Annotated in this window: 34 protein-coding genes and 3 pseudogenes; 12 read left to right on the top strand and 25 right to left on the bottom strand. The window is 45.0% G+C overall.

Annotated features, from left to right (window positions below):
- Positions 1-46: 46 nt before the first annotated feature.
- Positions 47-211 carry a hypothetical protein gene (locus CGC65_RS31245; RefSeq protein ID WP_002569944.1) on the bottom strand — a complete coding sequence of 55 codons (165 nt, stop codon included), beginning with the start codon at positions 209-211 and terminating at the stop codon, positions 47-49.
- A gap of 18 nt (positions 212-229) precedes the next feature.
- Entirely contained in the window at positions 230-877 is a 648-nt protein-coding gene (locus CGC65_RS07905) for a GntR family transcriptional regulator (protein WP_002569945.1), read from the bottom strand.
- Between the two features lie 285 nt (positions 878-1,162).
- On the opposite strand from CGC65_RS07905, the gene CGC65_RS07900 reads away from it, so the two are divergent.
- Positions 1,163-1,408 (top strand): hypothetical protein, encoded by a 246-nt coding sequence (locus CGC65_RS07900; RefSeq protein ID WP_002569946.1) that lies wholly within the window; start codon positions 1,163-1,165, stop codon positions 1,406-1,408.
- Between the two features lie 92 nt (positions 1,409-1,500).
- Here CGC65_RS07900 and CGC65_RS07895 read toward each other — a convergent pair whose 3' ends face one another.
- On the bottom strand, positions 1,501-1,998 hold the full coding sequence (locus tag CGC65_RS07895; RefSeq protein ID WP_002569947.1) for a DUF6106 family protein: 498 nt from the start codon (positions 1,996-1,998) through the stop codon (positions 1,501-1,503).
- A 46-nt stretch (positions 1,999-2,044) separates the two neighbouring features.
- Positions 2,045-2,497, bottom strand: coding sequence for a metal-dependent transcriptional regulator (locus CGC65_RS07890; RefSeq protein WP_002569948.1), 453 nt, complete (start codon positions 2,495-2,497; stop codon positions 2,045-2,047).
- Positions 2,498-2,571: 74 nt separating this feature from the next.
- Between CGC65_RS07890 and CGC65_RS07885 the strand changes: the two genes are divergently transcribed.
- The 3 genes from CGC65_RS07885 to CGC65_RS32690 all read left to right on the top strand — a co-directional run bounded on the left by CGC65_RS07885 (position 2,572) and on the right by CGC65_RS32690 (position 4,637).
- Positions 2,572-2,853, top strand: coding sequence for a FeoA family protein (locus tag CGC65_RS07885; RefSeq protein ID WP_002569949.1), 282 nt, complete (start codon positions 2,572-2,574; stop codon positions 2,851-2,853).
- A 93-nt stretch (positions 2,854-2,946) separates the two neighbouring features.
- Positions 2,947-4,431, top strand: a complete 1,485-nt coding sequence (gene feoB / locus CGC65_RS32415) for a ferrous iron transporter B (protein WP_002569950.1) — start codon at positions 2,947-2,949, stop codon at positions 4,429-4,431.
- Complete coding sequence (locus CGC65_RS32690) at positions 4,350-4,637, top strand: helix-turn-helix domain-containing protein (protein WP_080548734.1); 288 nt, start codon at positions 4,350-4,352, stop codon at positions 4,635-4,637. Before feoB ends, CGC65_RS32690 begins: the two co-directional genes overlap by 82 nt.
- Here CGC65_RS32690 and CGC65_RS07870 read toward each other — a convergent pair.
- Together CGC65_RS07870 and CGC65_RS07865 are read right to left on the bottom strand one after the other, a co-directional pair.
- Complete coding sequence (locus CGC65_RS07870; RefSeq protein WP_002569951.1) at positions 4,608-4,817, bottom strand: hypothetical protein; 210 nt, start codon at positions 4,815-4,817, stop codon at positions 4,608-4,610. The two genes, CGC65_RS32690 and CGC65_RS07870, sit on opposite strands and share 30 nt — an antisense overlap.
- A gap of 314 nt (positions 4,818-5,131) precedes the next feature.
- Positions 5,132-5,527, bottom strand: a complete 396-nt coding sequence (locus tag CGC65_RS07865; protein WP_002569952.1) for a type II toxin-antitoxin system PemK/MazF family toxin — start codon at positions 5,525-5,527, stop codon at positions 5,132-5,134.
- 963 nt (positions 5,528-6,490) lie between these two features.
- Between CGC65_RS07865 and CGC65_RS07860 the strand changes: the two genes are divergently transcribed.
- Both CGC65_RS07860 and CGC65_RS07855 read left to right on the top strand, forming a co-directional pair.
- On the top strand, positions 6,491-6,751 hold the full coding sequence (locus CGC65_RS07860; RefSeq protein ID WP_002569953.1) for a type II toxin-antitoxin system Phd/YefM family antitoxin: 261 nt from the start codon (positions 6,491-6,493) through the stop codon (positions 6,749-6,751).
- On the top strand, positions 6,741-7,058 hold the full coding sequence (locus CGC65_RS07855; RefSeq protein WP_002569954.1) for a type II toxin-antitoxin system RelE/ParE family toxin: 318 nt from the start codon (positions 6,741-6,743) through the stop codon (positions 7,056-7,058). The genes CGC65_RS07860 and CGC65_RS07855 overlap by 11 nt, the downstream gene beginning before the upstream one ends.
- Positions 7,059-7,165: 107 nt before the next feature.
- On the opposite strand, the gene CGC65_RS07850 is transcribed toward CGC65_RS07855, so the two are convergent.
- The 4 genes and pseudogenes from CGC65_RS07850 to CGC65_RS07825 form a co-directional block, all read right to left on the bottom strand.
- Entirely contained in the window at positions 7,166-7,669 is a 504-nt protein-coding gene (locus CGC65_RS07850) for a sigma factor-like helix-turn-helix DNA-binding protein (protein WP_002569955.1), read from the bottom strand.
- Between the two features lie 534 nt (positions 7,670-8,203).
- Positions 8,204-9,489 (bottom strand): annotated as a pseudogene (locus tag CGC65_RS32780) (IS4 family transposase); the annotation flags it as partial.
- A gap of 481 nt (positions 9,490-9,970) precedes the next feature.
- Positions 9,971-10,435, bottom strand: a complete 465-nt coding sequence (locus tag CGC65_RS07830; protein ID WP_227898692.1) for a group II intron maturase-specific domain-containing protein — start codon at positions 10,433-10,435, stop codon at positions 9,971-9,973.
- A gap of 80 nt (positions 10,436-10,515) precedes the next feature.
- The gene (locus CGC65_RS07825; RefSeq protein ID WP_002569961.1) at positions 10,516-11,013 is read right to left on the bottom strand and encodes a reverse transcriptase family protein; all 498 of its coding nucleotides are present in this window, start codon (positions 11,011-11,013) and stop codon (positions 10,516-10,518) included.
- Positions 11,014-11,780: 767 nt separating this feature from the next.
- On the opposite strand from CGC65_RS07825, the gene CGC65_RS07820 reads away from it, so the two are divergent.
- From CGC65_RS07820 to CGC65_RS07805, 4 genes are read left to right on the top strand one after another with little or no spacing between them, the layout of a single operon-like run.
- On the top strand, positions 11,781-12,542 hold the full coding sequence (locus CGC65_RS07820; RefSeq protein WP_002569962.1) for an ATP-binding cassette domain-containing protein: 762 nt from the start codon (positions 11,781-11,783) through the stop codon (positions 12,540-12,542).
- Positions 12,520-13,476, top strand: a complete 957-nt coding sequence (locus tag CGC65_RS07815) for an ABC transporter permease (RefSeq protein WP_007038394.1) — start codon at positions 12,520-12,522, stop codon at positions 13,474-13,476. The genes CGC65_RS07820 and CGC65_RS07815 overlap by 23 nt, the downstream gene beginning before the upstream one ends.
- A gap of 43 nt (positions 13,477-13,519) precedes the next feature.
- Complete coding sequence (locus CGC65_RS07810) at positions 13,520-14,656, top strand: sugar ABC transporter substrate-binding protein (protein ID WP_002569964.1); 1,137 nt, start codon at positions 13,520-13,522, stop codon at positions 14,654-14,656.
- A 2-nt stretch (positions 14,657-14,658) separates the two neighbouring features.
- Complete coding sequence (locus tag CGC65_RS07805) at positions 14,659-15,465, top strand: pseudouridine-5'-phosphate glycosidase (protein WP_002569965.1); 807 nt, start codon at positions 14,659-14,661, stop codon at positions 15,463-15,465.
- Between the two features lie 439 nt (positions 15,466-15,904).
- On the opposite strand, the gene CGC65_RS32410 is transcribed toward CGC65_RS07805, so the two are convergent.
- The 8 genes and pseudogenes from CGC65_RS32410 to CGC65_RS32035 all read right to left on the bottom strand — a co-directional run bounded on the left by CGC65_RS32410 (position 15,905) and on the right by CGC65_RS32035 (position 20,051).
- Positions 15,905-16,090 (bottom strand): IS66 family transposase, encoded by a 186-nt coding sequence (locus tag CGC65_RS32410; protein WP_242981889.1) that lies wholly within the window; start codon positions 16,088-16,090, stop codon positions 15,905-15,907.
- A gap of 27 nt (positions 16,091-16,117) precedes the next feature.
- Entirely contained in the window at positions 16,118-16,495 is a 378-nt protein-coding gene (locus tag CGC65_RS31680) for an IS66 family transposase (RefSeq protein WP_242981841.1), read from the bottom strand.
- Between the two features lie 121 nt (positions 16,496-16,616).
- Complete coding sequence (locus tag CGC65_RS31675; protein ID WP_002569968.1) at positions 16,617-17,276, bottom strand: IS66 family transposase zinc-finger binding domain-containing protein; 660 nt, start codon at positions 17,274-17,276, stop codon at positions 16,617-16,619.
- Between the two features lie 86 nt (positions 17,277-17,362).
- Entirely contained in the window at positions 17,363-17,704 is a 342-nt protein-coding gene (gene tnpB / locus CGC65_RS07795; RefSeq protein ID WP_002569969.1) for an IS66 family insertion sequence element accessory protein TnpB, read from the bottom strand.
- A 393-nt stretch (positions 17,705-18,097) separates the two neighbouring features.
- Complete coding sequence (locus CGC65_RS07785) at positions 18,098-18,388, bottom strand: hypothetical protein (RefSeq protein ID WP_002569971.1); 291 nt, start codon at positions 18,386-18,388, stop codon at positions 18,098-18,100.
- Positions 18,389-18,407: 19 nt separating this feature from the next.
- Positions 18,408-19,610 (bottom strand): annotated as a pseudogene (locus CGC65_RS07780) (DUF927 domain-containing protein); the annotation flags it as partial.
- A complete protein-coding gene (locus CGC65_RS32685) occupies positions 19,532-19,720 on the bottom strand; it encodes a bifunctional DNA primase/polymerase (RefSeq protein ID WP_080548735.1) in 189 nt (62 codons plus the stop codon). The pseudogene CGC65_RS07780 and the gene CGC65_RS32685, both read right to left, overlap by 79 nt.
- A gap of 22 nt (positions 19,721-19,742) precedes the next feature.
- Positions 19,743-20,051 carry a bifunctional DNA primase/polymerase gene (locus CGC65_RS32035; protein ID WP_002569973.1) on the bottom strand — a complete coding sequence of 103 codons (309 nt, stop codon included), beginning with the start codon at positions 20,049-20,051 and terminating at the stop codon, positions 19,743-19,745.
- A gap of 297 nt (positions 20,052-20,348) precedes the next feature.
- Between CGC65_RS32035 and CGC65_RS07765 the strand changes: the two genes are divergently transcribed.
- Positions 20,349-20,702, top strand: a complete 354-nt coding sequence (locus CGC65_RS07765; RefSeq protein WP_002569974.1) for an ANTAR domain-containing protein — start codon at positions 20,349-20,351, stop codon at positions 20,700-20,702.
- A 620-nt stretch (positions 20,703-21,322) separates the two neighbouring features.
- Here the strand turns inward: CGC65_RS07765 and CGC65_RS07755 are convergent.
- The 3 genes from CGC65_RS07755 to CGC65_RS07750 form a co-directional block, all read right to left on the bottom strand.
- The gene (locus CGC65_RS07755; protein WP_002569976.1) at positions 21,323-21,721 is read right to left on the bottom strand and encodes a hypothetical protein; all 399 of its coding nucleotides are present in this window, start codon (positions 21,719-21,721) and stop codon (positions 21,323-21,325) included.
- Positions 21,722-21,789: 68 nt separating this feature from the next.
- The gene (locus CGC65_RS30900; RefSeq protein ID WP_007038404.1) at positions 21,790-21,942 is read right to left on the bottom strand and encodes a hypothetical protein; all 153 of its coding nucleotides are present in this window, start codon (positions 21,940-21,942) and stop codon (positions 21,790-21,792) included.
- A gap of 10 nt (positions 21,943-21,952) precedes the next feature.
- Positions 21,953-22,231 carry a hypothetical protein gene (locus tag CGC65_RS07750; RefSeq protein ID WP_002569977.1) on the bottom strand — a complete coding sequence of 93 codons (279 nt, stop codon included), beginning with the start codon at positions 22,229-22,231 and terminating at the stop codon, positions 21,953-21,955.
- Positions 22,232-22,384: 153 nt separating this feature from the next.
- On the opposite strand from CGC65_RS07750, the pseudogene tnpA (CGC65_RS32680) reads away from it, so the two are divergent.
- A pseudogene (gene tnpA / locus CGC65_RS32680) lies at positions 22,385-22,543 on the top strand (IS66 family insertion sequence element accessory protein TnpA); the annotation flags it as partial.
- 73 nt (positions 22,544-22,616) lie between these two features.
- Here the strand turns inward: tnpA (CGC65_RS32680) and tnpA (CGC65_RS07740) are convergent.
- The 4 genes from tnpA (CGC65_RS07740) to CGC65_RS07720 form a co-directional block, all read right to left on the bottom strand.
- On the bottom strand, positions 22,617-22,973 hold the full coding sequence (gene tnpA, locus CGC65_RS07740) for an IS200/IS605 family transposase (RefSeq protein ID WP_048928825.1): 357 nt from the start codon (positions 22,971-22,973) through the stop codon (positions 22,617-22,619).
- Positions 22,974-23,504: 531 nt separating this feature from the next.
- Positions 23,505-23,714 carry a hypothetical protein gene (locus CGC65_RS07730; RefSeq protein WP_003503778.1) on the bottom strand — a complete coding sequence of 70 codons (210 nt, stop codon included), beginning with the start codon at positions 23,712-23,714 and terminating at the stop codon, positions 23,505-23,507.
- Positions 23,715-23,793: 79 nt separating this feature from the next.
- Positions 23,794-24,594: a helix-turn-helix domain-containing protein gene (locus CGC65_RS07725; RefSeq protein WP_006772920.1), complete on the bottom strand. Its 801-nt coding sequence runs from the start codon at positions 24,592-24,594 to the stop codon at positions 23,794-23,796.
- A gap of 13 nt (positions 24,595-24,607) precedes the next feature.
- Positions 24,608-25,105 (bottom strand): hypothetical protein, encoded by a 498-nt coding sequence (locus tag CGC65_RS07720; RefSeq protein ID WP_006772919.1) that lies wholly within the window; start codon positions 25,103-25,105, stop codon positions 24,608-24,610.
- Positions 25,106-25,117: the final 12 nt, after the last annotated feature.

The following is a 25,117-nucleotide window of genomic DNA, read 5'->3' as shown; positions in this document are numbered from 1 at the left end:
AACATGGATTGCCTGATTCTTAGCTTAATGCCAAACTTCTTATATATTAGATTACTGCATATAGATTACTGTTTTTTAAGCTGCTTCGTCCTGGAGCGCTGCGTGTCTTGGTCTGCTGCGTCTTAGACTGCCGCGTCTTGGTCTGCTGCTTCTTGGTCTGCTGCGTCTTGGTCTGCTGCTTCTTGGTCTGCTGCGTCTTTGATGACTGCATTTACTGCTTCCGCATCTGTTACTTCTGATTGGTGATGATGTAGAATATGTTGTTTATATGGCCGGCAATCATCTTTTCAGACTGCTCCATATCCTTATTCCTTAAGTACTCCAGCAGTTTATAATGGTCATCCACTGTGGAACGGAAATTCCTGTTTCTCAATGGCAGCACAAGGTAATTGGCCACCAGGAACTGGCCCTGTATCCTCTTATACAGCTCTGACAGATATTCATTCCTGGCCCCGGATACCAGCACACGGTGAAACCTCAGGTCTGTCTTGGACAGCTCCAGGAAATCCCCCTTATCCAGATACTCCTCACACTTTTTAGCACATATCTCTAGCTGGTCAAGCAATGAGGACACATCTGCTGCCGCTGAAAGATAATGCTCTATGGCATGCTTTTCAATCATAAGCCTTACATCACAGATATTCTTAATCTGGTTCTGGTCAAAGGTGGGAACCACCACACGCCCGTTGCTGAGCTTTTCCAGTACTCCGTCATTGACTAAAAGCTTCACCGCCTGAACCACCGGTGTTCTGCTGACTTCATACTTTTCGCATAAAACGTCAAGTGAGATAGCGTCATCCATCTTATATTCACCGAGGATAAAACTATCAATAATCTGATCGTAGATAATCTTATCTAAATTCTTTTTTACCCTCATCTCAACAACTCCTTTGCTCGTACTATCATTATAAAGGATAGAATGAAATAATGCAATATTAAATTTTTAATTTTTAATTTATTTTTGTTGCTAATATACATTCTCTCCCTGTTTATCTCGTTCATCTTTAGTCAAATTGCGGATTGTTATCTTCATCCCCCATTGATATACTGGTTATAATCTATAAACCAGCGCTGTATTGTATCCATAACAGTGATTAGAGTGCCTGATACCACCATAATTCACACAATGCAGTGCACACCAACAGAAGCGGAGGGGTTTTGTATGAAACTGGAAAACATCTCAGATGTAAAAGCTTTTTTTGAAGCAGTGGACCAGTGTAAAGGAAAAATCGAACTGGTATCCCCGGAGGGCGACAGGATTAACCTAAAGTCAAAGCTATCCCAGTATCTTTCCATTGCCAATATGTGTTCCAACGGATATATTAGAGAATTGGAATTAGTGGTTCATGAAAAAGAGGACATGGACCGGCTGATAGAATTCATGTTAAGCGGTGAAAACCTGAAATAGAGCAAAATAAAAAGACAGGCCGCCGGGACAGCTGTTATTCCGCTGTCCCCGGCGGCCTGTTCTCTACCGACCTGCCCTATATGCCCATTGCCCTACATCACAAGCTTTCGCGGAAAGGTTCTGCGCATGGCTCCTATCATTCTCTCATTTGGTTCAATCAGTACCTTAAAATGGTCCGGACCCTTCTGGTATATAAGGGCGTACACCTTGGCATCCTTCCTGCCGGACGAAAAATCCTTTATCTTCATGCCCTGCTTCTCATAATCCTTAAGCACAAAGGAATCTGCCGGCGCCACAATCTGGATGTCATCCTTCTCACAGTCAAATATCTTCTTTCTCTTTGCCTTTCCCAGGATACGGTCCACCGACAGACCGCCCTCTGCAAACAGATATTCAAACTCCACACTCAGGTTCAGGAACACAAAATAGGTAGCCACACCTGCTATGGTCATAACAATTACTCCAAACACAGTCTGCAGCGCTGAAAGGACGGAAAATATACAGACCACAATCATGAGTATTTTTACAGGAACGGCATATGCCGGATCTTTTCTCTTCACAAGCCACTCTACATAGTTATCATCGTTCATAATGTCTCTCCTTTATCATTTTGCATATTACACATTATACAATACTTTATCCCATTTTTCCAGTCATATCATTCTTATGCCGGAGGAAAGAAAGAGCCTGCTCCATATTTTCCACGGTCCTGTGATTGATAAAATGTTCAATCTTTTCCACCAGCTCCAGTTCATCCTCCGTATGGTTGAGGGTACAGAAAAAATCCTGGAGCACCCGGTGTCTGTGCAGCAGATACCTGCCCTCCTCATATCCCTTATCCGTGACCATGATGGAGCCGTATTTCTTGAAATCAATATATCCGGCTTTTCTCAGATTATCCAACATTTTTGAGGCGGATGAGGGCCGTACGTGAAGGCTGGCAGCCAGGGAACTGACACGGATGGGTTCCCCCTCTTCCTCCATTCTGCACACCATCTCCAGATAATCCTCCATGGATGAAGTCATCTCATCGGAAGCAGAGCGTTCATATCCTTTCATGGTATAGAATCCATCTTTATCAGTAACCAAAGTGTCCCTCCTGTAATACTATATGAGTAAGAAAAAGTTTCCCTATCCTAAATCTATTGCGAGGTATTGTAATTATGAAAGAATTTCTATGTTTGAATGATATAAAACCCGGAAACCGGGCACGTGTAAAAGAGCTTACTTCCACAGGCAGCATACGCAGGCGTCTTCTGGATATCGGCCTGGTTGAAAATACGGAGGTGGAGTGCCTTGGGCAAAGCCCTCTGGGAGACCCCTGCGCCTACCTGATTCGCGGTGCTGTCATCGCCATACGCTCAGAGGACTGCCGCGGGATACTGGTTCAGCCCTGCACTGGTTTCAGCGAGCAGGAGGTAATGGAGGGCTGCACCAGCCTGTGAATTATCTCCCCAAAAACAGCTGTCGTAAGAAACATCATCTGACTCAGGTCAGATATGGAATTGCCTAATAAAAAAAGAAAAAGGAGTATTAAAATGGGTCTGACCAAACAATCCGTCGGAATGGGAGCTGTGGATTCCGGACTGGAGATAAAAAAACAGACACCTGATGATAAAATAATCGCCATAGCAGGCAACCCCAATGTAGGTAAAAGCACCCTTTTCAACAATCTCACGGGAATGAACCAGCATACCGGAAACTGGCCTGGAAAAACCGTGACCAATGCCCAGGGCTACTGTAAGACAAAGGAGCACAGCTACGTGCTGGTAGATATCCCCGGCACCTATTCCCTCATGGCCCACTCCGCGGAGGAGGAAGTGGCCCGCAACTTTATCTGTTTTGGCGGAAGCGACGGGGTTGTGGTTGTGTGCGACGCCACCTGCCTGGAGCGCAACCTGAACCTGGTACTTCAGACCATGGAAATATCGGACCGGGTCCTGGTATGTGTGAACCTGATGGACGAAGCCGCCCGCAAGAATATCACCATTGACTTGAAGGGGCTGTCGGAAAAGCTGGGCGTACCGGTGGCCGGCACCATTGCCAGGAAAAAGCGAAGCCTTGACCAGCTGATGAAACAGCTGGATGACCTGGTGGAAGGTACACAAACCGCCTCTCCCTACCAGGTGGAGTACTCCCCCATTATTGAACAGGCCATCGCCATGGCAGAGCCTGCCGTAAAGGCCAGGGTGGAGGGAAAGGTCAGCTCACGCTGGCTCACCTTAAAGCTTCTGGACAGCGACCCGTCCCTTATGAAAGAATTAAGGGAATATCTGAATGAGGATATACTGGAAGTGCCTGAGATAAGCCTTGCCCTGTCACAGGCCAGGGAGCATCTGGCCAAGTACGGCATTACCAATGAAATTCTAAAGGACCGCATCGTGGCTGCCCTGGTGGCATCGGCAGAAAAAATATGCCGTGATACGGTCCAGTTCCACAAAAACGGCTACAATGAGGGGGACCGTAAGCTGGATAAGATTCTCACCAGCCGGTTTACAGGCTATCCCGTCATGATAGGAATGCTGGCCGTGGTATTCTGGCTCACCATCACAGGCGCCAATTACCCCTCCCAGATGCTGGCGGACGCCCTGTTCCGCCTCCAGGATCAGCTCACCAAAGCCTTCATGGCCGCAGGCGCCCCCCAATGGCTTCACGGGCTGCTGATATTGGGAGTCTACCGGGTTCTGGCCTGGGTTGTCTCGGTAATGCTGCCGCCCATGGCCATCTTCTTTCCTCTGTTTACCCTGTTGGAGGACTCGGGTTATCTGCCCAGGATTGCCTATAACCTGGATAAACCCTTTAAGAGCTGCCATGCCTGCGGCAAACAGGCTTTAACCATGTGTATGGGATTCGGATGCAACGCAGCGGGCATTGTGGGATGCCGTATCATTGATTCCCCCAGAGAACGGCTTATTGCCATGATAACCAACAACTTTGTGCCATGCAATGGAAGGTTTCCGCCACCATACAAAGGGAAACAAAAATGTTCCTCGGCGCTGACAATGAAGAAACAGCCGAATTAATCCTACCTATATATGGCTTTGAAGATTGGGCTTTAAAACTGAAGGCCTATCGTAAAAAGAACCATATCACACAACAAGAGCTTGCACAGCTTATGGACGTAAAACATCTTACTCTCCGCAGTTGGGAACAAAAACAAGCAAAGCCACCTTACAATGTATGGCGGCTTCACAAACACTTATTTGATGATTCCATCAAGCTCACGTGATTTTAGGTTATCCAGTATTTTATCAATGACGGCTATCTTATCATCGGTCGTTAGATTAGAACTGTTTAGCCTGCGTTCCACCACCTGTAAATGGAATTCATTGATTTTATCGGAAAGTGCGTGCAGATCCATATTGTCAGGAATATGGACAATAACATTCTGAACACAGTTCCTTTTCACTCACGCTCTCCCTTCGATAAATACCAGTCATTTTATGTTATGAAAATATCGGTATGTCCTATTACATCTTACGAAGCTGTTCCAATCTGGCACAGCTTCATTTTATGCTATAAGCAAGTCGAACAGCCTTGGCAAAGCTTACGGGAATCCACCTCTGCACTAATTTCTTTTACACCTCCGGGTCCACCTCCATAAGCAATTTATATTCTGGGTGCTCCTTTAACGAAAGGTCATATTTAATCGTGCCATATTATGTCAAAACCATGCCATTTTATATAAGTTGCTTTTCTTCATAACGCCTACTGCCACATGACTTAAGTCAGAACCAAGCCCTGTTTCTGCCTCTCCTCCCAAAATGTCCCACTTGTGTCCGTTCCCATATCCAAGCTGATTCTTAACGAGACATCAACCGCCCTCATATCTCTACAATCTAAGTGTCCTATGTACTCCAACAGTCTTGACTTATCGATTGTGCGAATTTGTTCCAACATAATAATGGAATCCTTTTGCAGAACGGAATTCCGGTTAATAAATACATGGGTCGGCAATGGATGCTTCTCCATCCGGCTTGTAACTGCTGCCACAATTACGGTCGGGCTGTAACGGTTTCCCACATTATTCTGAACAATGAGGACTGGGCGTACCCCTCCCTGTTCACAGCCGACCACTGGACTTAAATCCGCATAGTAAAAATCTCCCCTGCATAACATTCTCTTCTCCCCTTCCTTTCTTTTTGACAGTCTCTGACTTTACATTTAGCGATATATCTCACCTGTACCAATTGTCTGCGCCGCTCTGACCCCACAATCGATATCTGGAGTGGAAATAATATAGCAGCAACTGGTCCATTAGATGCTTGTCCACATATAAATATCTGGGATGTTGATTAACTAATGTTCTTTAAGGCCCTTCTCATATTGAGGTAGGCCCTTAAATTAGCCTCTTGAAACAAATCTTTCATTTACTCTTCATTAATGACATTTCATTCACATATACCTTGTCTGTATCCTCATATCGTTCTCAATGCCACATTCATGCAGCCGGCCCTGACAGGCGGCTGCATGAGCTGGCATCGAAATCACCTTCTTTACAAGTTATTCTGCGCTTCTATTCGACACTACTCCCCGAAGCTTGTCCAGACAGACTATTGGATCCAGACAGGGCAGCCAACCCGCCTGCCTGCGGCTGACAGGCATCATAGGAGTTCCACCTCCGCCAGGTTCTCTGGCGGCCGCCCTCATTGCGTGGTCCCCGGCCAAGGGGGCTGTGACTGGACGGAAGTATCATTATAGGCTATCCGGGATTGTGGCGATTCAATCCGCCATGGATTGATTTTGAGACAGGTAGTTGCCGCTCTTGCCTTAAACCCAGGAAAAGATATATAGGTTATTTGACGGAATCCATTTTCCGCAGGCAGTCACCGCGTACCTCTCTTGTCGCTTCTGCTCCTCGCATCCGGATAGCTAATGTAACGAATTGGCTGGATATGAAATTTTCAATGTACACCTGTAAGGGACTTATGAAATAAAATACCCTCTACTATTTAAAAGCCGAAAAATACCACAAGTGATAACCAACTTTTTAAAAAAATTTTGAGATAGAATAATATTTGATTTTTTCATATTATTATGGTATAATTAGGCCATAATTAATTCGAATTGAGAGGTGAGTTTATGCCACAGATTATTCCGATTAAGGATTTAAAGAATACTTCCGACATTTCTGATTTATGTCATACATCCCAGGAACCGATTTTCATCACAAAGAATGGTTATGGCGATATGGTAATTATGAGTATGGAAACATATGAGAACACGGTTTGGAAATCCAGCCTTTACCGCGGTCTGGAAGTTTCCGAAGAGCAAATACATTCAGGAAGGACTAAGGACGCCAGGGCATCCCTGGATGAGCTGAAGGATAAATATGGATTATAAACTGCACATTACAGAACAGGCGGTTGAGCAACTGGACTGGATCATCAGTTATCTTGTTTCCAATTTAAAGAATCCTACCGCTGCCCGCAAGCTTTTATCTGAAATTGAAATCATTTACAGTTATTTGGAATCAGACCCCCATATCTACCCTCAATGTGACGATCCGTTTCTACGGACAAAGGGTTACCACAAAGCAACTGTCAATCATTTTCAATATGTAATACTTTTCTTAATTGATGATAAAAGCAGAACTGTCTATATATCCGGATTATTTCACGAAAAAGAAAATTATGGCCAGAAACTATAGACATCTGATTCCATCGTCTCAAGGGCTAAATAACAATATGATTTATAAAAAGGGCAGCCATTCTGGTTTACGCCTGAATGGCTGCCCTATATTAATACTTGGAAACTCTACAGCTTCATCCATATCCTTAACTGTTTTAGAATCTTCTCTTTGCGTTTATGAACCGCTGCCTGCGATATTCCAAGCTGCTTTGCCAGGACACGCTCTGATACCCCCTGATAATACAGCCGGTACAGCAGATCCCGTTCTTCATCTGTTAATTTTACCAATGCAGGATACAGTTTGTCCGTGTATATATTATGGATGGCTTTATCCTCTATAGATAACCCGGAATCATCATATAGCAGTTCCTCTCCCAGCATCTCATCCGTATCCAGGGACTGATAATGCAGGATCTCATATGGTACCTCCCTAGTCAGGTACTTCTTTCTCCGAATTACCCGGTAATGCTTCATGTACATATCTTCGGTGACTTCCATCAGCGAATTCTGAATGCACACAAAATACACATTTCCTTCAAGCTTCTTATGTGAAACGTATTTCTGATATTCATCATATGTGACTTCCGATAATATTCCATTTTTCCTGATATAATATCTCCTGTCTTTCATTTTCTTACCTCCGGCTCTAAATATCAAGTCCAGAACCGAAGGCGGTGATCTGCAACGCAGCGCTTCTTCATCATTAAAAAATGAGCCGCCTATCCCACAATCACTTGTGAAATATGCAGCCCATCTCTGATCATTGTAAATCTCATCCGCACAGAATGTACTTTCAGAAGCCCGTCTACCTGCTCCTCTTCTATGTGAATTTCCGTTATCCCAATCACCTGTGCATTGAATTGGAATATAGTGGTTTCTGTCCGGTATATCCCTTTTAGGATCACCGCCGATACCATCAACTCCTTACCATGGCACTACATGATTTAGGGCATCCGTTTTTCAACCATTTTCTTTATTGATAACGGAAACATGCCCTGTGGTTTTCCATACTTCGTCTAAAAGCTGCAAAATCCTATTTGATAAGCAATTTCCTGTCATCAGCATGCGTTATCCTCCCTTCCTTTCTGCTGTTTTATCTCATGGTAGGACACTTTTCAACAATTTCTTCTGCAATCATTATAACAATTTGACCTGTAGAAATTAGATATGAAAAAATTCCATTACCGTATCCAGTAAAGCTTCCAATATAATCTGCATGGACTGACTGAAGGTGATATCTTCGAGCTCATCCATTAGACAATAAAATAATTCACAGATAGTTTTATCATCTTCATTTCGCCGTTTTGCCACCGAAAGCAGCATATATCTGGTAAATACGATTGCCACATGGGCATTTAAGGCATCATATGAGATACTTCGGCATTCTTTTACCAGTTTCAGATAAGATTTGCAGGATTTGAAAAACACCTCGATGTCCCAACGTTTTCCATAAACACGGATGAGCTCTTCTTCCGAAAGATTCGTATCCGTGCTGATTAGGGCCAGCCAGTCTTTCCGGTTGCTCTTATTGCGGACACACACGATTCTGGCCGGAAGAGCCTCGTCATCTTTTTTCAGAGTGACATTTACGGAAAGCAGGTATTTTGAACGTCCGCGCCGTTTCCGGTTTTTGCTGTAGATCTGCTTGATATTAAGGTTTTGCCCTTCATACAGATACTTTGTTTTGTTCTTTTTTATCAAGGCAATGGTATCCATATGGCACTTTTCTTTTAAGGAAATCAGTGTCTTAGGGGATGAAAACCAGCTGTCGAACAGAACATATTTGGCAGAAAGACCAACCGCCTGAGCGGATGCAATCAGTTCCAGCATGACATCAGTCGCTTTCCGGCGCAATTGGCTGCGGCGTTTTCCAGCAATGGAACGGCCATCGAATTTTTTGCAGGGCAAATCAGGTTCTTGTTTTCCGCTGCTAAAAGCAGACAATAGGTGACCGGGACAAAGGAGTTTCCATCCGACCAGCCCAAAGTAAACATACGGTATCCTTTTTTATATTTCATGGAGCAATGGTCAAAAACGTTTGCCAAAAATTCGGTTTTTTTAGAGCGTGACCGTTCAAACAGGCTGTCATCTATAATGAAGACATCTTTCCGTTTTTCATCAGTAAGTGTTTTCATGAAATCGTTAATGATTTTGGAAGCTAGAAGCACAGTAAAACGCTGCCAGTTTGTTTTCACGCTGTTCAAAAAACGATAAAGGGTGTTTTTTGAGAATCCTTCTTCAAAAGTTTTCGTTTTTCTCTGCATATAGTGACTGCGGTCAGAAAAGAGCAGGCATAACAAGTAGCGAAAGATTGTCATGACAGGAATCCCCTTTTCCTTACCTGCATTACACTGAAAGAGAAGTTTCCCGATTTGAAACTCGTTGATAAATTTTGATACAAAATCAAAAATCTCATTTTCCTTATGCCGATTATATGGTATACTTGACATAGCATGAATCTCCTTGCTGTGTAATTGTTTCTGGACAATTCAATTATACCATGCAAGCTGGATTTGTGCCTTTTTTATGCGTTAAAGTATTGAGTTTTCAAGGTTCATCACACCAAATGGTGTGGGAAGTTTGAGTTATGTATATAATCTGTATGTTCCCTCCATCAATACTTCCGTCCCTGAGTACGGTTGATGTGTCCTCAGAAAGACCATTATCATGTATCCCCCTACCCTCCATTGGCATTACCCAATCTCTTCGGTGTCGGGTAAGGGAACCACCTTACACTCATTCCCTCCCCAAAGAACGGAACGTGCGGCTTTCACCGCATTTCACTCACGCATCTATAACGCATAATAAACTATCTGCGTAGCTCGATTGGCACATATCGCTTTTCTTCCTGTCAAATCGGTGTTTCTTCGCTCGATTTTCTAAGTACTCCTGTTCAAGAAAGGGGGTTTTATTAAGTGTCATTTGCCCCTTTCATACTATTGGCATGTCCATCATCAGGAACAGGATGTTCTTTTCTGTCATATACGTCCATTTTCTTCCTTTATGTGTCTTCCGATATTTATTAACTATCCACTGTTTTCCCTTGTTTGGATGTCTCCTTTTCGCCCATCTCCATAACATTTTCCATATACGATGGTCTATTGTGCTAAAGGATTTCTTAGCCCAGGTAGCGTGATGGTAATTCGCCCATCCCCGGATAATCTCATTCACCCTGCTGATTAAAATTTCTTGCTTTATAGTTTGACTGTTCTTAATCAGTTCACTGACTTTCTGTGTGATTTTACACATGGATTTGTGGGACGGCATGATGATTAGCTTTCCTTTGAACTTTCGGAAAATCCATCTCAGGAAATCAAAACCTTCATCTATATGTGTAATCACTGTTTTCTCCTTTGACAGGGTCAGTCTTCTTGGTTTTAGGAAGTCTTCTATCATTCGTTTGATATCTTCCAGTGTTTCCTTATCCGATGCTGTAACTATAAAATCATCCGCACTATGCCGAATTCGGCATAGTTTCAACTTCGGTATAGTCCGCATACCTCACAAACCGCAATCCCCGTTTCTCCAACTCCTGCTATCTCCTGCTGGATTACCCTGTCCATGACGGTTGGTATCCCGAGTTTTCTCCTGCTTCCGTTTGGCTTGGGGATTTCTACTCGTCTTACTGGCTGAGGATGGTACTCCCTCTTCCTGATTTGCTCCCTGATACTGTCCCAGTTCTCACGGATATATCCGTCGAGTTCTTTAATCTCCATGCCGTCCACTCCGCCTGCTCCTTTATTGGCGCAGACCTTCTCGTATGCTTCGTTCATGTTTCTGTTGTCCAGTATCTTTTCTAACAGTTCCGACATGCTTTGTGTGCTTCGCTCCTTTCCGCTCCCTGTGATAAGTCCTATATTTTCGCGTTTACAGCTCCTATACGTTTCGCCTACATCCGCTGTCAGATATCCACAGGTACATACATTCGTCTGCACGGTTACATTGTTCAGCCCTTCAGCAATTTTTTTTAACAAGATTGCCTACTATGGCTTCTGCTGACTTCTCACGATAAATCGTTTTCAACCGCAAGCGGGATACTTCAACCACTTCAACCAATACTTACGTCCGTGAGACCTCACGGGATAAGTCCGTGTTCTTTCCTCGTCTACCCTCCTAATTTACGCACATAGGTTACGGCTACCTTTAGGGCTTCGTTGCTTTAAGCCAACTTACCCGCCATGCACGCCTTATTATCAGGTTTCTGTCCGTAGGGCTACGATTTCGCTATCCCTTCTTCTCGCCCACATCTCACGATATGAACCTTGGGAGTCGCTATAAAGTTCGTCGGTAGCTACGCCTATGTGGACTTTCACCACAGAACACGGGCATGCCCGTCATACTTTATTAAACCGTACCATTGCTGATACGGCTCTACAAATACTATTGACTTATTTTCATTTTTCATCTATTTCAAAGGCATAAATATTATTCCTCTGTACTTTTATCAATCCAGTTATCCCCATCATAGTTCAAAATCTGTTCTGATAATTTTTTAATATATGGTTGTGCTTTTTCTCTTTAATTCTTTTCCATCAAAGTCAGGCCCTCAGATATCTGTGCTATCAATTCTGTTGCTTCTGACTGACAGGTATGCCCCTTTATTTTATACGGCAAGGAAGGAAGTTGGCTATTTTATAGCTATTGTCAATGATTGCATTGATTCCATAGAAAATTTCAATCTCAAAGCACAGCAAAAGATGGTAGAATAATGATAGATTTTCTACAGATTGGAGTTCCTGCCTTGAATAAACTGATGATCCAGATGGAGGGCATTGTAAAACGGTTCGGCTCCATCACAGCTCTTGATAACATGAATTTTCATGCCTACGGCGGAGAGATTACAGCCATTGTCGGCGACAATGGTTCCGGAAAAAGCACGCTGATTCAGATCCTCACCGGATGCCTGAAGCCGGATCAGGGTGTCATCCAGATTAAAGACCGTGTATTTCATTCTCTTACCGCAAAGGAGGCAATGGAGCAGGGAATTACAGCCGTCTATCAGGATCTGGCCCTTGACAACTGCAAGGATTGCGCCGGCAATCTTTTTTTAGGACGTGAGCTTCTGCATTTCGGTATTTTTCTTGATCACAGAGCCATGTATCAGGAAACAGAAAAGCTTCTGAGACAGTTCCATATCCGTATTCCGGATATCCGGCAGCCGGTAGAGAAAATGTCAGGTGGGCAACGCCAGGCCGTCGCCATTGCGCGGGCCGTCTATCAGAATGGCGATATTATGATTTTTGATGAACCTACCTCGGCAATGGGAATGAAGGAGACGGAACGGATTATGAATCTGTTTCGCACCTTAAAGAAACAGGGAAAAACCATTATCCTGATCAGCCACAACTTGTTTCAGGTCTATGACATTTCCGACCGGATATGCGTAATCAAAAACGGCAGACAGGTGGATTTCTTCCTGACAAGGGACAGTTCCCCGGAACAGCTGTACCAGTCGATTATTGAAAGGGAAGAACAGGCGGATGATGAAAAAATGGATGAGTAAATACTCGCAGCAGCTTTTTCTGTCTGCTGTGCTGCTTATTATCTGCGCGGTTCTTGCAGGAAAAAGCGAATACTTCTTTACATGGAAAAATATACGAAATATCCTGGAGGCAGCCAGTTACCGGATGATTCTGGCAGTCGGCATGACCTTTGTCATTGCATCCGGAGTAATGGATCTGTCCGCCGGTTCCATTGTGTCTCTCTGCGGAGTCCTGACAGCGCTGGCTCTCCATGGGGGAATTGAAATTTGGGCGGCTGTCCTCACAGGCATTGCGGCAGGAGGCCTGATGGGGGCTTTAAATGGCGCCCTCATTCACTGTACGGGAATTAATTTTTTCGTACTCACCCTGGCCTCCGGCGGTATGCTCCGCGGAATTTCCCTGATGATTACGGACGGAAAACCCATTACCAAGTTTGGAAAGGCTTTTATGCAGTTGGGAATCGGCCGCATCGGGGAATTCCAGTTTCCGGTGCTTTTCGCCCTGACACTGATTCTTCTGTCCTCTCCCCTGATGTTTCATGTAAAATGGGGAAATTACGTACAGGCCCTGGGCGGCAGTGAGACGGCGCTGAAGCGGTCGGGAGTGCGGACCGGCTTCTACCGCATATCCGTTCACGTTTTTTTAGGTATTACGGCGGCCGTCACAGCAGTGATTATCACAGCACGCCTGAATTCTGCTGAGCCAAACGCCGGCATGAACATGGAGCTGGACGCCATCACGGCAGTGATTATGGGAGGCACGCCGATCCGCGGCGGAAACGCCAGCATTGCCGGAACTGTCCTGGCTGTGCTGATATTGGGAATTATCAGAAACGGGCTGACGCTTTTAAGCGTGTCCTCTGATTTCCAGCAATGGGTCACAGGCTTTCTGTTGCTGGCGTCTGTACTTATTTCAGAGATTAGAGTCTGGAATACAAGGGCTTTAATAAAATAGTAACTATTTATTATTAAAATTCAAAAAGGTTAAGGAGGTTATCATGAGAAAATTTATTACAGGCTTATTGGCAGCCGGATGTATAGCAGCGGTATTAACCGGATGCAGCAGCTCAGGCGGCGCAAAGGAAACGTCTGCTCCGGAAACATCTGCGGCAGCTGCGAAGGAAACAGAATCAGAGCCCGCCAAGGAGGCTGTTTCTGCTACCGTTGCTGAGACTGAATCAGCTGACAAGGCCGGGCTGCTGCTGGCTGATGTGGAAAAGAGGATGAACGAGGCTCTGGGAGAGCTCCCCAAAAGCGGCCAGGGCGAAAAGATAGGTGTTCTTATCAGCTCCACCTCCAATGAGTTCTGGGGAACCATGAAGACACGCTACGAGGAAGCGGCAGAGGATCTCGGAATTGAGATAAGGGTATTTGAGGCAGATGCCGAAGATGACACCCAGGGCCAGTTAGACGCCTTAAACACCATGGTTACAATGGGTTTTGACGCCATTATCCTGTCTCCTATTGACGGAACGAATCTGATTCCGGGCATCGTAGCTGCCAATGAGGCAGAGATACCTGTCATAAATCTTGGACCCGGCGTAGACGCAGAAGCCCTGGCTGACGCAGGCGGTCATCTGGACGGTAAAATCACTGTAAATTTTGAGGAGCAGGGCAGCACTGTAGCCAATGACATGATTTCCAGAATGGAGGATGGTGGAAAGGTTGCCATTCTAGCAGGGCTGGAAGGAGCAGGACAGAGTGTTGGAAGGACAAATGGAGCCAAAACTGTTTTCGAGAACACAGAAGGCGTGGAGTTGGTAGCTGCGCAGGCCTGTGACTGGGATACAGAAAAAGCCTACGAGGCCACTAAGGACATTCTCACAGCGCACCCGGATCTGAAGGGAATCTTTGCCTGCAACGACAACATGGCGTTAGCTGCTGTTCAGGCTCTTCAGGAAATGGGCAATAAGGATGTTATGGTTTACGGCGTAGACTACACCACTGACGCAAAGGCAGCCATTGAGGACGGAACCATGATGGGAAGCATGACCTACTCCAGCGCTATTTACACAAAGGCGGCTGAGGAGATGGCTATGCTCATCGTCCAGGGAAAAACCTTTAAAGATCCGGTTTACCTGCCTTTGACACTTGTCACTCAGGACAATGTCGCTGATTTTGAAGGCTGGAAATAAAAATGAAATACTTAATTGAAACAGCGCTTCTGACTCACGGTCTGCGCTCTCTGACAAATAATTACCTCCTTGAAAACTGGACGCTTCCAGAGGCCCTTATTGCCTGGATTTACAAAGGAGAAATCAAAATCGGAACCATCACTAAGTATCTCTCCTTCCGGACAGAGGCTCAATCCGCCATAAGAATTGATTGCAGTATCCTGGAGAATGCTCTTAAAAACGGAGTCTCCGGCGCGCTCACTGCCTCCGGAACCATGGCGGTATGCAAAAAGCTCGGTATCCCGGCTGCGGTTACCTGCGGCATGGGCGGTATCGGAGAGATCAAGGGTGAGGAGCTTTGCCCAGATCTCCCCGCTTTAGCTGAAATCCCTATCATTCTGATATCCACCGGGCCCAAGGATATGCTGGAACGGAAAGCCACAGTATCCTGGCTCACCTCCCACGGTGTCCAGGTCATCGGAGCGAACCGCGGCTTCTGTACAGGATATTTGTTTCACGGCGAGCCTGTAAAACTCCAGGGAGTGCTCAGATCTGCCGGCTGCCGGACAAAGGCAGGAATGCCGGAGGGGGAGCTTTGCCCCCCGCTTCTGATTATTAATGAAATCCCGGAAAAACTGAGGGTGTCTGACCGTCAGATCCTGACAGAGGCCATCATAGAAGGAAAACGGGCGGAACAGGAGGGCCGATACTACCATCCGGCCGCCAACGGCAAAATAGATGAGATGACAAACGGATATTCCTCCGAAATTCAGCTGGCATCCCTTCTGGACAATGCGCGGCTGGCAGGACAGATAGAATCAAGCAGGTAAAAAATGTCCGGAATTATAATATACCTAAATATTTCCAATTTACAGACAATTTAAGAAAGCTGTAAGCCCTATAAATGCAATATTTAGTACCCTATGAGAATATGCAAGAATCGCTCAATTAGTAACAAATTAGTAACAATAATTATATCCCGTTTGAGGCAGGTGGACAATGACTAATATATCAGAAAAGGGAGTGCCCATTTTAGGCGCTCCCCAGCATTTTTTACAAAGGTATTCCTTTTAATCCGTTTATTAAATAATAGACTCGCATCACAGATGCACTGAAGTTCTTTGCAACAAGAAATTCAAGGATGGCAGTTACATTTTTGTCGTATTGTTCCATGTGGTATCACCTCCATAAATTTGATGATTCTTTTATCAAGGATAAGGCTGATTATTATCCACATCTTTTATTGAAAAATACTTTGATTTATGCTATCTATGGCAAAAGATAAGGATAAAAATATCCTATGTATAAGCTGAGATTATTGGTAAAGCAGCACCGTCCATCTTCCAGATAGGTCTCTGCTGCATCACGCCGGTTGAGAACATAGTTGACTGCTTTGTCCATCCGGGTATTCAGAACAGGCTTCTGTTGGTTGAGCCATGACCAAAAAGCCTCCAGAACGGGCTTTTCCTTCTCGAGGCGTAGCTACTTGCGCTTTTCATAATCACCGGGGTACTTTTTGTTAATGGAGTCCTCTATGACAAACAAACGGCTGCAGTACTGGACACCCTGTACTGCAGGCTGGCTGTAATCATACTGCTTTCCTTTCGGCACGGCATCGATAAAATACCGGCGGATATGGGCCCAGCAGGAACAACGTTTGATCCCTGGCAGGCTGTTGTACCCCTGATAACCGTCGGTTTCCAGATACCCGCTGTAGCCTTCCAGGAATTCCTTTGCCTGGCTGCCGCTCCTGGTCGGGGAATAACCATACAGGATGAGTGCCGGGTACCCATCCTCACCACTTCGAAACAGCCACATAAATGACTGGGACTGGGCTTTACGCCCTTCCTCATTCAGCACCTGGACGTTTCCGGTGGAAGTAATCATACAACGGCTGGAAATAGTTCTGTGAGCAGTAGATGTTCTAGTTGGCAAAGGTGGTCCGGCTGATCTGAGCGCCATACTGTTTCCAGTCCTTTTCCTAGCGGTAAAGAGGGAGCCCGTTGGCGTACTTCTGGTACATCGTCCACGCAACAGTGGATGCCGAGGCAGGGCCTTTCCCAATCATGGTCGCCGGAACCTGGGACTTTATGATCACAGGTTTTTCTGTATCTCCATGGCCTTCTTTGCAGGAGGGGCATCCATAACTCTGGCTGTAGTATTCAATGACTTTACATGTGGCTGGAACGAATTCCAGTTCCCGGCGGACATACTCCTCGCCGATCAGGACCATCTGCGTGCCGCAGACTGGACAGACCTGTTCTTCTTCTGGAAGAGGGATGACTACTTTTTCCACCCTCAGACCTTTGAAGAGATCATCATGGGCTGCTTTCTTTTTACGGGTATTCTCCCTGATCACAGTCTCTTCTTCCAACAGGGACGGATCCTGTTCTATTTCTGCTTCATCAAAAAGATTCTGTTGTCCTGGAATGTCATCGGCTCTTCTTTCGCTGGATGGGCCGAAAAGTTTTTGAGTAAGATAGTCTACCTGTTCCTGCAATGCTTTTTCACGGCTGGACTTTTCGTCAATCATAAGACGGAGGGATTTGATTAGCTCCGTCTGTTCAGATACCATTGTGTTCAGTTGTAAGATTGTATCTTTCAGTTCTCTGAGCTGGATATTTTTTGCACTGGAAGCCATCGTTTCTCTCCTGGGATTTCATAACCTTATTATATCAAAAGCGGGGCCGTTATCAAGGGAAAATACAACCTGGAAACTGCTAGTTTTCACTCCGCTTTCAGTGCTTTGGGCTGGTCAATATCGATTCCAGACATCAGCCAGTCAAACTCCCTCCAGGAAAGATTCCGGACCTCTGACTGCTTCCTGGGCCATTGATAACCGCCGTGGATAGCCAGCCGCTTATAGATCAGAACGAATCCGTCCGCTTCCCGGAACAAAGCTTTGATCCTGTCCCGTCTTCTTCCGTAGAAAAGGAAGAGAGCACTGGACAATGGATCCATCTTAAGCTGGTCTTCTATGATGGCACAGAGCCCATCGATGGATTTGCGCATATCGGTGTAGCCGCACACAATGTAGATCTTCTTAAGTTCGGAAATGTCGCCTAACATAAGAACTCCAAAAGCATCTGAAAGGTTCTGGTAAGCAGAGCAGGCTCAGCATCATTACGGATACGGATAGTGATATCCTTCACAGCAATTTCGATCGTATGTGAATTGTTAAAGTACGTTTCCTGCATCTTTGATGACTCATGTTGTTCCGGAAAAGAATGCGGTACAAGGTCAATGGGAATGACGTCTTGTTTCGGACGCGGATCCTCAAGATGACCGTTGCAATGCCGTTTTCACGGCACCAGTCAGCATCTGTCATGCCGCTCTGGCGGCATTCATTAATCCGCCTAATCTGTTCCGGCATTAGAACACGGGTTTTGCGAGTAACTGACATAACCTATCCTCCATAAATGTAATGAAATAATCTAAATATCTTTCGACTACTATTATAAGTTAAACAGGAGGGCTATGAAATCCGGTGGAATATTTGGCGCTTACCTTATTACTGTACATTGGGTCGAATAGATTCTCATTTGCAGCAATCCAGTCAATGATGAACTGATAAGCTCTCTCTGCCTGAGACACCTCTGCCTCCATTTTAAGAAATCCCACCCCTTCCAGCAGGTCAACGGCCTTCTCCCCTGGGAATAGGCATTCCCCTGCCAGCTGATCCGCCAGGAGGATACAGGCAATGCTCTGACCTGCTTTCCCGTGCTCTGTGCCAGGATAAATAGTTTTTGGCAAAGAACCTTATGCCGTCCTATCAATTCTGTGTCCGTAATCCCTTGAACATGCCGCACAAACTTCTCTCCAGCATGTCCATTATGTTCCCTGACAGTCTCCAGGACATGTGCAAAATCTGTAAATAACGGATTATCAATCTCTCGCTGCTGTTCCTCAACAGCCTTCCTTTTTCCTTGCCTTCCGTCATCGCATAAATCAACTTCTCCAGGTTCCCTCTTGAAAGCTGTGTCTCATCTACAAATACGGGTAGGCTCTTCATTAGGACTGCCCTGCTTGTACAATAATTGATGGTGGAATCCACGGACAGGATAAGCTCGTCCGGAATACCCCAGATGGAGGCCGCCACCATAAAGGCCACCGTCTTTCCAGTCCCGAAAGCTCCCCAGAGATGGAGTACGAAACAGAGACAGTTGATTTTCTTAATCAGGATGGAAGCCAGGCTTGCATCCATCAGCATCTGTACAAATAGGTTCTTCCTATATTCCATACACCCCTTCTGCCAGGTATCAAATGAGCCGCGGGGGCCTACGGCCTGCACGGTTTTTGCCTGTGCGTTGTCCCCATCAAACATGATGTCCTTGACGTAGGGAAAGAACTGTTTCCCAATCCATGCGAAATGGGACACGGCTTTCGTAACCGGCAGGCTATCCTCATTTATCCTGTACATGTCAGATATGTAATTCACAAGGTTCTTCGCTTTCTGATCATTGACAACCACGCCCAGGTTGGCAAGCGTGACGATCTTAGTCTTGGAGCAGCATTCCGCCGGCTCCACCTTGATATCTTTCCACATGAATTTTCCATTCCTCCTGACACTGAATGCAATATCATATTTCTGTTCCCCTGTCTCAATATTCTTCGTAAGCCCGACCGGCAGTATTTGTTGATAGGAAACATCTATGAGGACGGGAGGGTCCGTATCCTTCTTTCCCTGCACCCACTTATATACCCCTTCCTTATTGCATATCCAGTCCTCACACCTAAGCTGGATAGGAGCATCCACGAACTGGGTTATTCCTTCTTTAGTCGGCGGGGCCTTCCCCGAATACGGTGCTGTTGACTTCTGGTACTTAAGGGCGCTCTCTACTTTCTGCTTAATCTCTTTATCCGTCAAAGGCGGGAAACACCTGGTTCCATTCTCGGTCATTGCTGCAGCCAGAATGGCCTCATCTGACAATCCTTTGGCTTGTAAACTGCAGGCCAGGCGGAAAATAGTGTTATCCCGGCTGCCTTCTCAATGACAAATTCATCCGGGGCCTGTTCCCATTCATACCGATTACCATTTTCATGTATACTGGATGGAGCCACAAAGTAACCACCGTCCCCACATATATCAACTGCCGGTTATCGTCCGTCATGTATCTGGCAGTTGCCCCTGCTCTGCTTCCCAGTCCCTTAAAGTCTCGTTGCCATGCTTTCCTTTTTCCTTGTCAATATCCAAATCAATGACAATAAGTCCGCCGCTAACTTGGCCAGTTGCTATTCCAATGTTATAATTCGGATTCTTCATCCACCACTTGTCAATCTGGTTAAAATCCGTTGTGGCATCCTGAAATCCGTGTTGTGTGGCAGGATTTTTGGATTTCGGAACTAAGGGGAACACTGCCATCCCCACTTTCGCATAAGCCAGCGCATATTGTCTTAAACTATAGTCTTTCAACATCCTTTACCTGCCCTCCATTTAAAAGTATGATAAAACCTCATCTGGTACTTTCAGAACCAGCTTAACATTATCTTCTCCGTAGTCCTCAGTAGCATGTGTTGGGTTTGAATTAACCAGTTGCTATATATAAAGGCTTGCGTCGTTACACCGTTAATGGCCCCTATTTGGATAAAAATGTATTTTAATTAACTTTTTATCCCATTATTTTTCTGTTAATTTATTATTTTTATATTATTTTTCATTCTTCTATTGTAATATTGCTAAATTATCGTATACTTAAGTAAAGGAGGTGAATCCATGGAAACTAGAATACTTATCGTTAGCAAGGATTCCTATTTAAGAAACCAACTATACCAAATTTTGTATACTGCCAGCTATGACTGCTATCTTGCATCTACCAGTCTTGCAGCTTCTGTTATCTGTAAAATGTTTACTCCCGATGTCATTATGATTGACATAATTTTACCCTTCAGAGATATAGCAGAGCTTTTGAAAATGGTACCTGCCGATTGTTCCTGCAACGTTATTGCTATTAAGCCAAATCTTTTCCCTCAACCATTAATTGATTACGACATAAAATATAATCTTTCTCAACCACTTGATTACTCATCAACTATGAATTTATTTTCAACATTGCCAAATCAGCCCTAATTAATATCTTTCTTTTCATATCAAATCCACATCATATCTGATATTAATTTATAAAAATTTTAAATAACTGTCTTTTTATATTTTAGACATACCTAAGACATATATTTCATATATGCTTAGACTATCAAATGGTCAGAGCTTTGATTTTATATATTTGTCCCTAAGCCGGTGAGGCACAATTATGAGCCTCACCGGCTCTCCCCACAGGAAAGGATGGAAATATAGAATATCTGCAAATACATGTTTCATCATAATCAGGAGGTGTTCGCTATGAAAAATGAATTTTATACTTTACTAATGGTGTCCGGATGCAAAAAAACCTTAAAAGGATTTTCCAATACTGATAACCATGGGGATTTTCTTTTATTCCCAATGGAGTTTTCACCGTTCTTTAGCATTGGCACTTTTCTTGAAAGTCCTACCGGCCCTATCCGAATCAATGAAATGGGAGAGTTTCTGATCTTTAAAACCAACATGCTGCGGTTGTACTATAAACCGCTCCCTCTATTACCCTCCTCCAATCGACCAGTATCATGTTTAAAATCATCCAGGATAACTAGTCTATTGCCATGTCCACCAAAATTTTAAGTAACAGCAGTTGATACCACAGAAATTACATCTCATTCCGTTCCCTCTGCCTTTATCTTAACTTGTGACGTCATAAGTTCCGGATCCAATCCCTTTACAAACACCACCGGCGCCCAATGGTCCGTCTTATACTGCACCGCGCGCTGTACCTTTGGCAGGGTAAGGGCGGCCCCATCCATAAGATACCGCAGGGGATGCGCTGGCTCCCGGTAGGCCACTCCCTCATGCAACAGCTCCGTCATCAGGTCAAAGGCTTCCGCATTCCAGCCACTCCAGAACACTACATGTTCGCAGACATCCGAACAGGACAGCAGTTTTCCTTTGTAGTCATAGCCCTTCTTCTCAAACAGCCACTGCAGTTCCGCATAGCTGGCCGATTCATTCTTGTTTATGTAGTCCACCACAATTTTCTTTATCTCTTCTTTATTCATGTTGTTCTCCCTTCTGTTGCGATATCGCAATGGATAATACGTGGTTATTGCGTTTATATTTGCAATACCTACACTCCCCACTCATTCTTAAGCTGGTTCAGCAGCTTCATTTCCTCAGATGTGTCTTTCCCCAGTTCTGTGTGATGTTTATAACTAAGTTGGAAACACAGAATAGACGGCAGTTCCTCTGGTGTTATGTGTTTAACTGTTATATCTTTCAACTACATGTCGCTACCCCCTCATTCCCTTGCTTGTTCCTCTACCACGTACCTGTCTCATGCCCAGGATGAAGTAGTACACATTCCATACTGCATTTACATACCTCCCATTGAGGAACACTACAATTACATTGATTAGATTCTCCTTGACCATGTCATCCTTGCCTGTGGCATGTTCTATGTCCCACTTCTGTTGCACCGGTACAACCTTTCCAGTATTTTCAAGAACTGTTTTCAGTAACCCCTTGAGGTCATCTATCTCCTCCATGGCTTTGTCATAGCTTTCTAGCATTCGGTTATATCGTTCTTCTGATATAAAGCGCCTAAATATTGGGTAGGTAGCCAAGGAACCATTTCCCATTCATAATGGTAGTAAGTAGTTTTTTACTACACTATCCTATTGGTAATCTTATATCCGATAGGATGATGAAACGGAGGAGGTTCCATGACAAAGCGCCGGATCTATCGTTCTGAGCAAGAATGGCTCCAAATTATCACGGAGGGCCGCCAGAGCGGCTTGACGGATCATGCATGGTGTGAACTACATAACATCAGCAACAGTTCTTTTTATAATGCTGCAACCAGGCTGCGTAAAAAGGCCTGCCAGATTCCCGAACCAGAAAAAACGTCCTATGTTCTGGATTTCACCTCCCACCAGGAGGTGGTAAAAATTGATATTATTCCAAGTCCTCTTTTATCTGATTTTGGATGTATGCCTTTATTGCCGCCGTATTCTTTCCTACTGTGTCCACGTAATATCCACGGCACCAGAAATGACGGTTTCCGTACTTATACTTTAGGTTCGCATGCTTCTCGAATATCATGAGTGAACTTTTTCCTTTGAGATATCCCACCACCTCTGATACTGAATATTTGGGCGGAATGCTTACCAGCATATGAATATGATCTGGCATGCATTGTGCCTCGATTATCTCGATTCCTTTTCTTCGGCATAATGTCCCAAGGATTTGTCCTACATCTGCCTTGATATCTTTATAGATTACCTGTCTACGATATTTTGGTGCAAAAACCAGATGATACTTGCAATCCCATTTAGGTCAGTTTACAAGGAACTACACGCAGACCACGAAACGGGGGCTGCTGACAACAAATAAAGGCTGAGTATCAAGCACCGGGAAAGTGCGGGATATTCAGCCTGTTTTGTTGTCAGGGGTTTCCAAAGGGGCTTGCCCCTTGGCACACGACTTTGCTCGCAAAGTGTAGTGTGTTATACGCTCTGTCGGCGTTGCCGTGAAAATGCCGTTGCCGCCGGAGAGGGCAAGGGCATTTGAAGCGGCAGGAAAGCAGGGCTGTGATTGCGTGGCGTGGAGCCGCAAACGCAGGACTGGTTTTATCAGCAGACAGGGCGTATATGAAAGCCCCCGTTCCTCGTCCCACGCCGGACTTCGGGACAAAATGTCCCGAACTTGTGGACACACTCACGAAAAAACAGACGGATTTTTCTCTCAAAATTGAAATGGGCGGGAAGCCGTTTTAGGGCTTTGCTATTTCCCCGATAAACTTGAAGTTGTACTTATGCACAGGCAATCAAGCATCCCGTTTAATCAAAGCGGCATCGGAGTCCGGGCAATCACAATGACTGCCAAAACAGCGCCCGCAAACGCTGCTGCGCCGATAACTGCCGCCGTTTTTTTGCTGAGGTTCTTCTTTACTGCCTTACAGATTAGCATGGCGCAAACCACGCAAACAGCCGCAACCGCAAGCGCAATAACCAGCGTCTCCCATAACCATGAAAGTTCGTATAATATTCTCATTCGCTCACCATACCTTTCTCTTGCAAACTGGAAGTTACTTTTTCATATACACGCCTTTGCCAAATCCCGATTTATCCCTTTACTTTCTCCCCCGCTGCGGTTTTGGGTTTTTCAGCAAGTCCGACTTCTGCGCAATCCTTTTCAGCCACTTTCTTTCTTCCTCCGACAGCTTCCCATAGTTCAGCTTGAGCCGTTTACAGATAAACGCCATCGCCGCCTGTTCCGGGTCGCTGCCCGGAGTGGACGCTGCTTCTGCGGCTTGCAAAAAATCTTCCAGAGGATTGTCCTCCGGGACGCTGAAAAAATCGTCCTTATGGGCTTCCCGCAGGTCAAGGGCTATGCCGTTTATGTCCTGCTGTATTACATAGCGGCAAAAGCTGTCATCGTCAATATGGGCGGCGATAAGCTGCCTTAGCTGCGGGTCGGACAAGCCGGGATTGTGCTGCTTCATAATGGTTGCGCTCATAATATCCACAATGGCATTTGCGCTCTGTACCTGCTTGACTGCCGTTCCGTTCACATAGATTTCAAGGTCAGCCATGAGCCGGGGGAAATCCGGGTGTACCGCCAGTTCACACAAGAGGAAATTATCCACCAGCCCGCTTTTCAACAGTTCAATCATATCATCACTCACACGCAGGTCTGCAAGATCGGCGTTTGGGTGATTTTTTGTTTCGGACAGCCCCAGCAGGTAATCGGCGGTCACGCTGTAAAACTTCGCCAGCTTGATAAGGGCATAGTGGCTGATGTCCTTAAAATCCTCCGCTTCATAACTGCCCAGCGCAGACTTGGAGAGGTGGGTCTGCTCCGCAAGCTGTTCCAGCGTCAGCCCACGCTCTACACGCAGGTCTTTTAGGCGCTCTTGAATGGTTAAAGCCATATTTTGTTCCTCATTATATTGCCGTTATCATATTTTCTAACTTAAATCTTTCGAGCTGCGGAATGTTCTTGGCAGAAATATTTAGGCCATATTCTGGTTTCGACTTTTTACCCTCGTATGAATGGTAAACAAAAGTATTACTACTGTCGTTATCCCATGTGGTCGCAGGAATTAAATATTCTATGGGGTGTTCGCCATCATTTAGCAAAAGCAAGAACAAGTAAAGTGATTGGTCTGAAATATCAAAATATTCCTCCCGCATAAAAACATAGCCTGTTCCTTTGCGAATGGCTTTAACTTGAAACTTCAAAAATCCTCTCTTGCTTTCTGCAATAAAATCTATTCCATGGTCATCAACCTCGGAAGTATAAATGCTCACTCCATAAGAGGCTAATGACATTTTTGCGTAGTATTCACAGAACGTCCCCAGCTTTTGCCGGGTGAGGTCACTTCTTGACCAATTTAGGTTATACATTTCATTTCCACCTCCTGCTACATTTCTCTTTTTCATTCTACCACAATT

It is taken from the genome of Enterocloster bolteae (assembly GCF_002234575.2).
Classification (GTDB): Bacteria; Bacillota; Clostridia; order Lachnospirales; family Lachnospiraceae; genus Enterocloster; species Enterocloster bolteae.
The sequence above is the reverse complement of the archived record's forward strand: the minus strand, read 5'-3'. Positions and strand labels throughout refer to the sequence as shown.